The organism is Streptomyces sp. NPDC090032, assembly GCF_044748025.1.
In the GTDB taxonomy this organism is placed as follows: domain Bacteria; phylum Actinomycetota; class Actinomycetes; order Streptomycetales; family Streptomycetaceae; genus Streptomyces.
The window spans coordinates 196,508-208,755 of the sequence record NZ_JBIVFF010000006.1 but is presented as its reverse complement, the minus strand read 5'-3'; the positions used below and the strand labels follow the sequence as shown (position 1 = coordinate 208,755).

Annotated in this window: 10 protein-coding genes; 2 read left to right on the top strand and 8 right to left on the bottom strand. The window is 70.0% G+C overall.

Translation table 11 applies throughout. From position 1 onward, the window contains the following. Positions 1 to 91: 91 nt before the first annotated feature. Positions 92 to 1,285 carry an Ig-like domain-containing protein gene (locus tag ACIPWY_RS16340; protein ID WP_393701649.1) on the bottom strand — a complete coding sequence of 398 codons (1,194 nt, stop codon included), beginning with the start codon at positions 1,283 to 1,285 and terminating at the stop codon, positions 92 to 94. 285 nt (positions 1,286 to 1,570) lie between these two features. Next, complete coding sequence (locus tag ACIPWY_RS16335; RefSeq protein ID WP_393701552.1) at positions 1,571 to 2,638, bottom strand: P1 family peptidase; 1,068 nt, start codon at positions 2,636 to 2,638, stop codon at positions 1,571 to 1,573. 333 nt (positions 2,639 to 2,971) lie between these two features. Here ACIPWY_RS16335 and ACIPWY_RS16330 point away from each other — a divergent pair, with 333 nt between their 5' ends. Continuing rightward, positions 2,972 to 3,154 (top strand): hypothetical protein, encoded by a 183-nt coding sequence (locus ACIPWY_RS16330; protein ID WP_362897792.1) that lies wholly within the window; start codon positions 2,972 to 2,974, stop codon positions 3,152 to 3,154. Between the two features lie 7 nt (positions 3,155 to 3,161). Here the strand turns inward: ACIPWY_RS16330 and mscL are convergent, their stop codons facing one another. The 6 genes from mscL to ACIPWY_RS16300 all read right to left on the bottom strand — a co-directional run bounded on the left by mscL (position 3,162) and on the right by ACIPWY_RS16300 (position 9,103). Then, entirely contained in the window at positions 3,162 to 3,620 is a 459-nt protein-coding gene (gene mscL / locus ACIPWY_RS16325) for a large conductance mechanosensitive channel protein MscL (RefSeq protein WP_362898396.1), read from the bottom strand. 150 nt (positions 3,621 to 3,770) lie between these two features. After that, complete coding sequence (locus ACIPWY_RS16320) at positions 3,771 to 4,355, bottom strand: RcpC/CpaB family pilus assembly protein (protein WP_393701554.1); 585 nt, start codon at positions 4,353 to 4,355, stop codon at positions 3,771 to 3,773. Between the two features lie 179 nt (positions 4,356 to 4,534). Further along, positions 4,535 to 5,410 (bottom strand): S-methyl-5'-thioadenosine phosphorylase, encoded by an 876-nt coding sequence (locus ACIPWY_RS16315; RefSeq protein ID WP_362897788.1) that lies wholly within the window; start codon positions 5,408 to 5,410, stop codon positions 4,535 to 4,537. Positions 5,411 to 5,503: 93 nt separating this feature from the next. Beyond that, the gene (locus ACIPWY_RS16310) at positions 5,504 to 5,839 is read right to left on the bottom strand and encodes an FmdB family zinc ribbon protein (protein ID WP_362897786.1); all 336 of its coding nucleotides are present in this window, start codon (positions 5,837 to 5,839) and stop codon (positions 5,504 to 5,506) included. Positions 5,840 to 5,906: 67 nt separating this feature from the next. Beyond that, positions 5,907 to 7,193: an MFS transporter gene (locus ACIPWY_RS16305; protein ID WP_362897784.1), complete on the bottom strand. Its 1,287-nt coding sequence runs from the start codon at positions 7,191 to 7,193 to the stop codon at positions 5,907 to 5,909. 338 nt (positions 7,194 to 7,531) lie between these two features. Beyond that, entirely contained in the window at positions 7,532 to 9,103 is a 1,572-nt protein-coding gene (locus ACIPWY_RS16300; protein ID WP_362897783.1) for a potassium/proton antiporter, read from the bottom strand. 217 nt (positions 9,104 to 9,320) lie between these two features. On the opposite strand from ACIPWY_RS16300, the gene ACIPWY_RS16295 reads away from it, so the two are divergent. Further along, positions 9,321 to 12,170, top strand: a complete 2,850-nt coding sequence (locus tag ACIPWY_RS16295) for a penicillin acylase family protein (protein WP_393701560.1) — start codon at positions 9,321 to 9,323, stop codon at positions 12,168 to 12,170. Positions 12,171 to 12,248: the final 78 nt, after the last annotated feature.

Below are 12,248 nucleotides of genomic sequence, written 5' to 3'. Positions count from 1 at the left end.
TCAGAAACGAGCGGGCCGCACGGGGAAGTTCCCGCGCGGCCCGCTCTCGTACCCGTTTTTTCGGCGGGCTCCGGGCTGCTCTCGGTGGGGCTCAGGCCGCGCTGCCGGCCGTCCACTGGCTCCACGACATGTTCCAGCCGTTGAGGCCGTTGTCGGGCGCGATCGTGGTGTCGGGGGAGTGCTTGACGGTCACCACGTCGCCGACGAGCGAGTTGTCGTAGAACCACTTGGCGATCGTCGCGCCGCCCGCCCCCTGGACGTCCGCGAGGCCGATGCAGCCGTGGCTGGTGCCGGAACGGCCGAAGGGCGGATTGCCCTTCGGGTACCAGTAGTTGCCGTGGATGAACGTCCCGGACGAGGACAGGCGCATCGCGTGCGGCACGTCAGGGATGTCGTACTCGCCGCCGAAGCCGACCGTCGACCCGTTCATCCGGGTCTGGACGAACTTCTCGGAGATCACCATCTGCCCGTTGTACGTGGTGTGCTGGGCGCTGCCGGCCGAGATCGGGATCGTCTTGACGGTCTTGCCGTCCCGCACGACCGTCATCGTCTGGGTGTTCACGTCGACGGTGGAGACCTGGGAACGGCCGACGGTGAAGCTGACCGTCTTGTTCTGTACGCCCGTCACCCCGTTCGCGCCCTGCACGCCGTCCAGAGCGATCCTCATCGTGACCTTGGAGCCGGCCTTCCAGTACTCCTCCGGTCGGAAGTCGAGCCGCTGCGCGCCGAACCAGTGGCCCACGATCTGCTGGCCGCTGCTGGAGGAGACCGTGATGTGCGACTGCACGGCCTTCTTGTTCGTGATCGCCTTGTCGAACGTGAACGAGACCGGCATGCCGACGCCGACGGTGGTGCCGCCGTCCGGCGTGTACGTGCCGATGAAGCTGCCCGACGTGGTGACCGTCGTGAAGATCGAGTTGGCGGCGGCGGGGCGGCCCTCGGAGTCCTTTGCGGTGGCCGAGATGCGGTACTTCGTCCCTCGCTCCAGCTGCTCCTTGGGCTTCCACGCCGAGCCGTTGGAGGTGAGCGAGCCGGGCACGGTCTTCCCGCTGTCGGGCTCCGTCATCGTCACGGCGGTGAGCTTGCCGGACTTGACCTTCACGCCCGTCGCGTTGATGGACGCGCCCGTCGAACCGTCCTTGGCCGAGATCGTGATCTGTGCGGCGGAGGAGCCCTTGTTGTCGCCGCTCTTGCCGGTCGAGTCGTCGTCGTTCTCCGCGCTGGCGCTGCCGCCGCAGGCGGTGAGGGCGAGCGCGCAGGCGGCGAGCGCGGCCGTCGCCACCAGGACCCGCCGCGCGGTGCGCCCGCGGCCCTGCCCGGGCTGCCGGGGATGCTGCTGGTGCGCGGAGGTGTCCGGGGTTGTCACGAGATGCTCCAGGATTAGGTAGTTACTCCAGTGTGGGTAGAGAGTGCGGCCTGAATGGAAAGGTTCCTTCGGGAACATGTGAACGGAGACACAGGCCACACCAGGAACCGGGCGGGCCGTCCGCCGCGTGGATCACGGGCTGCGTGAGCCCCGGGGCCGCGTGAGCCACGAGGGCGCCCTGCGTCCTGGACTGCGCCCGGCACCTCAACTCCCGTACAGATCCCGGTACGAGAGGAACGTACCGCCCGGCCCCCGCACCGACTCCGCCGCGAGCACCGCCCGCACGATCGCCCGCGTCACCATGTCCGCGCCCGCCGCGAGGATGTCGTTCAACGCGAGGGGGTTGTCCTCGTCGATCGGGCGCGTGCCGGTTGACACGGCGAAGACGGTGTCCCCGTCGTTGAGGAGGTGCACCGGACGAACGGCGCGCGCGATGCCGTCGTGCGAGGTGCCCGCCAGCTTCTGTGCCTGGGAACGGGTGAGCAGCGCGTCCGAGGCGACGACGGCGAGCGTGGTGTTCAGCGGGGGCGATGTCTGCCCGGCGGCCTCCTCCCCGGCCCGCGCGATCCGCGCCCGCGCCTGCGCGTGGGTCTGTGGCGACGGATACGGGCCGCCGCCTCGCTCGGGGGCGGAGCCGGGGTCGAAGAGCCGTCCGTAGAGTGCGCCCGTCGCCGGATCGACGGCGGAGCCGGCCGCGTTGGCCACGACCAGCGCCGCGACCGTGACACCCGAGTCGAGCACCGTGCTCGCCGTGCCCACACCGCCCTTGAGCCCGCCGATCACCGCACCGGTGCCCGCGCCCACCGAGCCCTCCGCGACGGGGGAGCCCGGCGCGGAAGCGGCCGCCGCCTCCACCGCCGCGCGGCCGGTAGCCGCGCCGGGCCTGGCCCCGAACTCGCCGCCGCGGCCCAGATCGAAGACGCACGCGGCGGGGACGACCGGCACCACCTCGCGCGGCCCGGCCCCCACCCGTACACCCCGGCCCTGCTCCTCCAGCCACGCCATGACACCCGACGCGGCGTCCAGGCCGTAGGCGCTGCCGCCCGTCAGCGTCACGGCATCGATGCGCCGGACCACATTGCGCGGGTCGAGGGCGTCCGTCTCCTTCGTACCCGGGCCGCCCCCGCGCACATCCACGGCGGCGGTCATCCCGCCCTCGGGCGCGAGCACCACCGTGGTGCCGGTCAGCCAGCCGCCTTCGCCGACGCGGGTGGCATGACCGACCCGCAGGCCGGCGACATCGGTCAGGGCATTGCGCGTGGGCGTCGTCATACGGCATGCGTATCACGCGAGTTGGGCCCCGACCCCGCCTCCGCACGCGCCGAACAGCAGGTGCCGTACGGGACCCGTCGAAGCGACGGCCGGCTCGCGGACAAGATCGGCGACGCCTGCGTCACGATCTTTTCTTTGCGGCGTTTTATGGGCTTCTACGTCACATGCATCGGCCTCTGCCGGTGGTTCTACGCCCGCAAGGGCGCCGAATCCCCCAGCTGACCGGCAACCCACGGAGCCGAAGGTCCCGGAAAGCATGCGTCGAGCCGGGGGCCGACCCCCCGGCACCCCGCGCCCGGGCACCCCGCCCCCCGACGGACGTACGCTTGAGGCATGAGCACCGCCCCCGCCCCCGAACCGCGCGATCCGAAGAACGCGCTGGTCTTCGACGATCCGTTGAGCACGCAGTCCTCGGACGATACGGACCGAGGGTGGGGCGAGCGGCCCACCTCCGGCGGCGACAGTGCCGCCGACCTGGCACGCTTCCTCGACGAGAAGCCGCCCCACCACCTCTGAGTCGCGGCTACTGCTCGTTGTGCCCCGAGCCGCGCTGTGCCACCAGGGCGTCGCGGATCTCCTTCAGGACCTCCAGCTCGGACAGCTCGACGACCTCCGCGGCGCCTTCCTTCGCGGCGTCCCGGGCCGCCTTCTTGGCCAGGTACTTGGCCATCGGCAGCACCATCAGGAAGTACACGACCGCGGCCGTGATCAGGAACGTGAGGGTGGCGCTGAGGACCGAGCCCCACAGGATCTCGATGCCGTCGGGGCCCGGGCACGTGCCCTTCAGGCACGACTTGTAGCCGTTCAGGTCCTGCGTGCCGAACGCGCCGACCAGTGGGTTGATGACGCCCTTCACGACGGAGTTCACGATGTTGGTGAACGCGGCTCCGATGACCACCGCGACCGCAAGGTCGATCACATTGCCGCGCATCAAGAAGGCCTTGAAGCCCTCCCACACGCTCGGCTTCTTCTTCTCGCTCACCAGAAGGCCTCTCTTCATTTGTGCAGTCTGTGGAACAAACAGTTCCGCAACCTACGGCAGGGCCTGACGGACCTGTCCAATTCGCTGACTCGAACGAGGGACTTGGCTTCGAACCCGTGCGGACCGGCCCGTCCGGATGCCCGAAAATGATCACCACAGAGTCACCGCCAGCCGCGAGGTGGCACCGGCCGCGGCCAGCCGCGCCGCCGTCGTCCGCGGCACGGACAGGACGACCAGCGCGCCACCCTCCGCGGCCGTATCGTCGACTGGCTCCGGCGATCCCGGCGATCCCGATGACCCCGGCACGGAGCTGACCCGCACCCCCGCCGCCACGACCCTGCCTCCCTGACCTCCGGAGCCCTGCGCCTCACCGGCACCGGCTCCCGCCCCCGCCGCCACGACGTCGACCCGGTCACCGGGCCGCAGCAGTCGCACCGCCGCCGCGTCCGCGATCCGCACCGGCGCGGACACCGTCACGACCGGCCGCCGCCCCCGCTCCCGCGCGGAGCCTGAGGACTCGGAGCCCGAGGTCGCGGAGCCTGAGGAGCCCGTGCCGGAAGACCCCGCGCCGGAAGGCCCCGCGGCCACCAGGACCGCCGCCGTCATGACGAGGCCCGCGGCGACCGCCCGCCGCCGGTGCCGGCCCGCACGGCGTGGCAGCCACCGCCCGCCGCGGACCCGCAGCGGCGCGAAATGCGGGACCTCACACGTCGGGGGAGTGCTGAACGGGGACATGGGCGACCACCACCTGGATCGTGAGGCATCGAAGAGCCTCGGAACGCGCAAGCTCGGAAGCTCGCCTCGCGCTCCACGATCCAGGCCCGCGCCGATTCCCGCTGAGGCCCGTGTACTACTCGCCGGTTGTGGACAACTCCCTCACCCGAAGGCGAAGTTCAGCCACCCTCCCTGCCGGGTCACGGCAGCACGATCCCCGGATCCATCCCGCCGAGCGCCCTCACGCACAGGCAGTCGCGCTCGCCCTCCGCCGGAAGCCCCGCCACCGCGTCGAAGAGCACCGTCCGCAGCCGGTCCACATTGGCGGCGAAGACCTGGAGGACCTCGTCGTGAGAGACGCCCTCGCCCGGATCGGCGCCCGCGTCGAGGTCGGTGACCAGGGTCAACGACGTGTAGCAGAGTTCGAGTTCACGGGCGAGCATCGCCTCGGGGTGGCCGGTCATGCCGACCACCGACCAGCCCTGGGCGGCATGCCAGCGGGACTCGGCGCGGGTCGAGAACCGTGGTCCCTCGACCACGACGAGCGTCCCGCCGTCCACCGGTTCCCAGTCGCGCCCGCGCGCTGCCTTCACGGCGACCCGGCGCCCGGCCGGGCAGTAGGGGTCGGCGGGCGACACGTGCACCACGTTGGGCACGGTCCCGTCCGCGAGCGGCTTCCCGTCGAAGTACGTCTGCGCGCGGGCCTTCGTCCGGTCCACGAACTGGTCCGGCACCAGGAGCGTCCCCGGTCCGAACTCGGGCCGAAGCCCGCCCACGGCGCAGGGCCCGAGGACCTGCCGCACGCCCACGGAACGCAGGGCCCAGAGGTTGGCGCGGTAATTGATGCGGTGCGGCGGCAGATGGTGGCCGCGGCCGTGGCGGGGCAGGAAGGCGACCTTGCGGCCCGCGATCTCGCCGAGGAAGAGCGAGTCGCTCGGCGCACCGTACGGGGTGTCGACCTGGACCTCGGTCACCTCGTCCAGGAACGAGTAGAAGCCGGAGCCGCCGATGACACCGATCTCGGCCGTGGCCCGTGTGTTCGCCTTGTTCGCCGTGCCCGGAACTGTATTCGCCATGTGCGGCACAGTATCCGTCCGGGAACGCCGAAAACCCTGTCGTCGGAAGGACGACAGGGTTCCGTAAGAACTTGGCCGTGGCGGCCGAGCGCCTTACGCGGCGGAAGAGCTCGAGGACGAGCCCGAAGAGGAAGACGAAGCAGAAGCCGAGGACGTCGACGCGGACGACGACTTGGAGTCCGAGGACGAAGACTTCGACTCCGAGGCGGTCGACTTCGCGGACGACGGTGCCGGGGAGCTGCTCGACGAGGAGCCGCGGCTGTCGTTGCGGTAGAAGCCCGATCCCTTGAAGACGATGCCGACCGCCGAGAACACCTTCTTGAGGCGTCCGTCGCAGCTCGGGCACACGGTCAGTGCGTCATCGGTGAACTTCTGCACCGCCTCGAGGCCCTCGCCACACTCGGTGCACTGGTACTGGTACGTCGGCACTTGCTTCCTCCTGGCACTCTCACTCGATGAGTGCTAACGACAATCCATAGTGACGTATTCCGCGAGATCAGTCCACCGACACCGGCACTCGGTGACCGACGCCACGCGCCACGGTCCGGCTCGTCGACGGCGGGACGAGGCGGGAACGCAGGGTCGCCAGGAGCAGTACGGCGAGCACCGTGCCGCCCATGGGGACGAGGAATCCGGCGCCGTCCCAGAGGCGGTCCTCCAGCTGGCCGGCGACCGTGACGGCCGCTGCCTGGCCGAGGGCGACCGCGCCCGTGAGCCACGTGAAGGCCTCGGTGCGGGCGGTCGCGGGGACCAGCTTCTCGACGAGCGTGTAGCCGGTGATCAGGGCCGGGGCGATGCACGTGCCCACCAGCAGGCCGATCCCGGCCAGCAGGAGTACGGACTGCGCGGCCCAGAGGCCGGAGGCGGTCACGGCGAGCGCGGTGTAGGCGAGCAGGAGCCGGCGCTGCGGCGCGATCTTCCACGCGACGGCTCCGCAGACGATGCCGGAGAGCATGTTGCCCGCGGCGAACGTCCCGTACAGGACACCGTTCAGACCGGGCTCGCCGATCGACTCGGTGAACGCGGCCAGGGCGACCTGCATGCCGCCGAAGACGGAGCCGATGCCCAGGAACGCCACGATCAGGACGCGCACTCCAGGGATCCGCAGCGCGGAAACGTGCTCCACGCGTGCGTGGGCCTCGCCCGCGGACCGGGACGGCACGGGCTGCGTGCCGCGCTGCGCGGCGAACAGGAGGCCACCCAGCAGCGTCAGGGACGCCTCCGTGACGAGACCGGCGGCGGGGTGCACGCTGGTGCACAGAGCGGTCGCGAACAGCGGGCCGAGGACGAAGGTGAACTCGTCGGTGACGGACTCGAAGGCGGCGGCCGTCGTCATGAGGGGCGAGCCCTGGAGCTTGACGCCCCAGCGGGCCCGGACCATGGGCCCGACCTGCGGGGTGGAGGCGCCGGTCGGGACCGCCGCGACGAACAGGGTCCACAGGGGGGCGTCGGTGAGCGCGAGCACGGTCAGCAGGAGCACGGACGCCGTGTGCAGCAGGACGCCGGGCACGAGGACGGCACGCTGCCCGAAGCGGTCGGCGAGCTTGCCCGTGAAGGGGGCGAACAGCGCCATGGAGACGCCGGTGGTGGCGGAGACGGCGCCCGCGGTGCCGTACGAGCCGGTGGTGTGCTGCACGAGCAGGACCGTCGAGAGGGTGAGCATCGCGAACGGCTGCCGGGCGGCGAAGCCGGGGAGCAGGAACGTCCAGGCGCCGCGTGTGCGCAGCAGCTGACCGTATCCGGGGCGCTTGTCGGTGACCGTGGCCGTGTAATTCTCTGGCACGGCCCTTGCCTTTCTGCCGCCTGGTAGCGCTGACCCTGTGGGGTGCGCGCCGAGAGCCGTCCTCATGCGCCGGGAACCGAGTGATACCGGGGTCCGCGCCAGGAGGGCCTGGGCCATGCAGGATGCTGCAAGGGAACCGCGGCCGCTTTGCGGTCGCGCCGGCTCTACATCAGGCAGAGTCGGTGGAACTTCAAGTGTGTACCGACCATGCTAACGGCCGGACGGGCCACTTTCTTCCGCGTGGCGGAACTTCATCCACCGGCCACCGGCCTGACATCCACCCGCCGGCTCCCTCCCTGCGCCCCGGTGCCCCCGCTCTCCGCGTACGGGCTACGGCGCTACTGCGCCCGCCGTCCGCGTCCCGGGCCGCCGTTCCCCGCGAGCCATCCGGCCAGCTTGCCGCCCTGTCCCACGGCCCGCAGCCGGGCCTCGGCCTGGTCCCGCACCTGGTCCGTCGCGACCACGAGCAGTTCGTCGCCGTGCCGCAGGACGGTCGTCGGCAGCGGCACGAAGGACTGCTTGTCGCGCACGACGAGCGTGACGGCGGCGCCCGGGGGCATCCGCAGCTCGCTGACCTCGACGCCGTGCATCCGGGACTCCTTGGGGATCGACACGGACAGCAGATGTCCGCGCAGCCGCTCCAGGGGCGCCGATTCGATGCCGAGGTCGGCGGCGGAAGCGGAGTCGCTGCCGAGCCGCAGTTTCCGGGCGAGCCAGGGCAGCGTCGGTCCCTGGATGAGCGTGTAGACGACGACGAGGACGAAGACGATGTTGAAGATCCGGGTGCTGTCCTCGACGCCGTTCACCATGGGGATCGTCGCCAGGATGATGGGCACCGCGCCACGCAGCCCGGCCCAGGACATGAGGGCCTTCTCCTGCCAGGGCATGCGGAACGGCAGAAGGCTCAGGACGACGCTGAGGGGGCGCGCCACCATCGTCAGGACGAGACCGATGACGATCGCGGGCCAGGCGTCGTCCACGAGGTCGTGCGGGGTGACGAGCAGGCCGAGCAGGACGAACATGCCGATCTGCGCGATCCAGCCGAGTCCTTCGGCGAAGCCGCGGGTGGCGGGCCAGTGCGGCAGTTTCGCGTTGCCGAGGACCATCGAGGCGAGGTAGACGGCGAGGAACCCGCTGCCGTGGGCCATGGCTCCGGCCGCGTACGCGGTGACGGCGATGGCCATGACGGCGATCGGGTAGAGGCCGGAGGCGGGCAGGGCGACGTGCCGCAGGCCGAAGGAGCCGAGCCAGCCCACCGCGATCCCGATCGCGGCGCCGATCGCCAGTTCGAGGGCGATCTCGCCGACGAGGGTGTACCAGTGCTCGATGGGTCCGGCCGTGGAGAAGGCCACCACCAGGATCACCACAGGGGCGTCGTTGAAGCCGGACTCGGCCTCCAGGACGCCCGTCACGCGGGACGGCAGCGGCACCTTGCGCAGCACGGAGAAGACGGCCGCGGCGTCCGTCGAGGACACCACCGCGCCGATGATGAGCGCGTGCCGCCACTCGAGGCCCACGACGTAGTGCGCCCCGGCGGCCGTCACACCCACGCTGACGGCGACGCCGACCAGCGACAGCATGACGGCGGCCGGCAGCGCCGGCTTGATCTCTTTCCACTTCGTGCCGAGGCCGCCCTCGGCCAGGATCACGACGAGGGCCGCGTAGCCGATGACCTGTGTCAGCTCGGCGTTGCTGAACGACACGTTGCCGATGCCGTCCTGACCCATGGCCACCCCGATGCCGAGGTAGAGGAGCAGGCTCGGCAGGCCGCTGCGCGAGGAGATGCGCACGGCGGCGACGGCGATGAGCAGGACCAGCGAGCAGACGAGCAGGAGCTGGTTGAGGTGGTGGACAGTCAGGGGCTGTTTCCTTCCTCCGAAGGTCGTGCGGGATGGCCCGTACGGGTGCACGGGACGCTGTGGAACGACCAGGTACTTCGTTACCTTACCTAATCGTTAACGCTTTCTTGACGCCCTCCAGGGTGACCTCGGGCGGGTTGGGGCCCCGGGTTCTTGACACCGCGTCCGAGGCCGCCGTGCCCTGCGCCTATGGTTGCTCCAGCGCTCCGTGACCCCACAGCCCGCCTGCAGCCCGCTCTGCCGCTCGCGAAGGACAGCAAGGACAGCGATGCCCTCGAACACCAACGCCTCTTCCGGCCATTCGTCCGGCAAGAAGAAGAAGGGGCGCAGAGCCCGACTGATCGTGATCGTGCTGGTCCTGGCCATTGTCGCGGGCATCGGTTACGGCACGTACTGGAGCGTCAGTACCGTGCGTGACTCCTTCCCGCAGACAAAGGGCTCGATCAAGCTCGACGGGCTCTCCGGTCCCGTGGACGTCAAGCGGGACTCCTACGGGATCCCTCAGGTCTACGCCTCGTCCGACGAGGACCTGTTCATGGCCCAGGGCTATGTGCAGGCTCAGGACCGCTTCTGGGAGATGGACGTCCGCCGCCATATGACCTCCGGCCGGCTCTCCGAGATGTTCGGCAAGAGCCAGGTCAAGACCGATGAGTTCCTGCGGACACTCGGCTGGCACCGGGTGGCGCAGAAGGAGTACGACTCCAAGCTCTCGCCCGAGACGAAGAAGTACCTCCAGGCGTACGCCAAGGGAGTCAACGCCTACCTCGCCGGCAAGGACGGCGGGGACATCTCCGTCGAGTACGCGGCGCTCGGGTTCACCAACGACTACATGCCGCAGAAGTGGACGCCGGCGGACTCCGTGGCCTGGCTCAAGGCGATGGCGTGGGACCTGCGCGGCAACATGCAGGAAGAGATCGACCGCTCCCTGATGACGAGCCGGCTCGGCCCGCAGCAGATCGCGGACCTGTACCCGGACTACCCGTACGACCGGAACAAGGCGATCGTCCAGTCCGGCTCCTACAACAGCGCGACCGGCTCCTACGGGGAGGGCTCCGGCGGGTCCGGAAATCAAACCGGCACGGGTACGGGCACCGGAACGGGTACCTCCACCGGAACCGGAACGGGAACCGGCACCGGGACCTCCACCGGCACCGGCACCGGTACCGGCACTCAAAGCGCCGCCGGCACCGGTCTCGCGGGCAACACCGAGGCCCCCAACGGCCTCCAGAGCCAGCTGACCGGGCTCTCCGACGCCCTGGACCAGGTCCCCGCGGCGGTCGGCCCGAACGGCAACGGCATCGGCTCCAACTCGTGGGTGGTCTCCGGCGCGCACACCATCACCGGGAAGCCGCTGCTCGCCAACGACCCGCACCTGTCGCCGCAACTTCCTTCGGTCTGGTACCAGATGGGCCTGCACTGCCGGAGCCTGTCGCCCTCGTGCCAGTACGACGTCACGGGCTACACGTTCTCCGGGATGCCCGGCGTGATCATCGGCCACAACCAGGACATCTCCTGGGGCATGACCAACCTGGGCGCCGACGTCACCGACCTGTACCTGGAGAAGCTGAACGGCGGCGGCGGGTACCAGTACGACGGCAAGACGGTCCCGTTCAAGACCCGCAAGGAGACCATCAAGGTCGCCGGCGGCGACGACAAGACCATCACCGTGCGCGAGACCAACAACGGTCCGCTGATCTCCGACCGGGACGACGAGCTGGTCAAGGTCGGCAAGAAGGCGAAGGTCGACGCGGCCGCTCCCGACCGGGGCGACGGCTACGGGGTCTCGCTGCGCTGGACCGCGCTGACCCCCGGCAAGTCCATGGACGCCGTCTTCGAGCTGAACAAGGCGAAGGACTGGACCCAGTTCCGCAAGGCCGCCGCCGACTTCGAGGTGCCCTCGCAGAACCTGATCTACGCCGACACCAAGGGCAACATCGGCTACCAGGCACCCGGCAAGATCCCGGTCCGCGGCAAGGGTGACGGTTCGCTGCCCTCGCCCGGCTGGGACTCCGAGTACCGCTGGAAGAGCTACATCCCGCAGGCCGCGCTGCCGTACGAGTACAACCCCAAGCGCGGCTACATCGTGACCGCCAACCAGGCCGTCATCGACAAGGACAAGTACCCGTACCACCTCACCTCCGACTGGGGTTACGGCACGCGCAGCCAGCGCATCACCGATCTGATCGAGTCGAAGATCGCCGGCGGCGGCAAGATCTCCACCGACGACATGCGCACCATGCAGATGGACAACAGCAGCGAGATCGCCAAGCTGCTCGTGCCCAAGCTGCTCAAGATCGACGTCGCGGACAAGGACGTCCGCGAGGCGCAGAAGCTCCTGGAGAACTGGGACTACACCCAGAACCCGGACTCGGCGGCGGCCGCGTACTTCAACTCGGTCTGGCGCAACATCCTCAAGCTGTCCTTCGGCAACAAGCTGCCCAAGGAGCTGCGGGTCAAGGGCCAGTGCCTGAGCGTCGAGCCGGCCGGTGACACCGGACCTGCGGACGAGGACCGGCGGGTGCGCGAGTGCGGCGAGCGCGACGCGGACTCGGCGCAGCCGGACGGCGGCGACCGCTGGTTCGAGGTCGTCCGCAAGATCATCAACGATGAGAACAACGACTGGTGGAAGGCTCCGGCCACCCGCACCGACGCCGAGACCAAGACCCGTGACCAGCTGTTCGCGCGGGCCATGGAGGACGCGCGCTGGGACGTCACCGCCAAGCTCGGCAAGGACGTCGACACGTGGAGCTGGGGCCGGCTGCACCAGCTGAGCCTGAAGAACCAGACCCTCGGCACGGACGGGCCCGGCTGGCTCCAGTACGTGCTCAACCGCGGGCCGTGGAAGCTCGGCGGCGGCGAGGCGGCCGTGGACGCCACCGGCTGGAACGCGGCCGGCGGCTACGGGGTCATCTGGGTCCCGTCGATGCGCATGGTGGTCAACCTCGCGGACCTCGACAAGTCCAAGTGGATCAACCTCACCGGCGCCTCGGGGCACGCGTTCAGCGCGCACTACACCGACCAGACCGAGAAGTGGTCCAAGGGCGAACTCCTCCCGTGGGTCTCTTCGGAGAAGGCGGTCGGCAAGAACACGAAGGACACCCTGGTGCTGCGGCCCTGACGTCGGGCGACACCTCGTTAAAGGGCCCTCCACGCGTGCGTGGAGGGCCCTTTCACGTTCCTGAGGACAGGTCCGTCC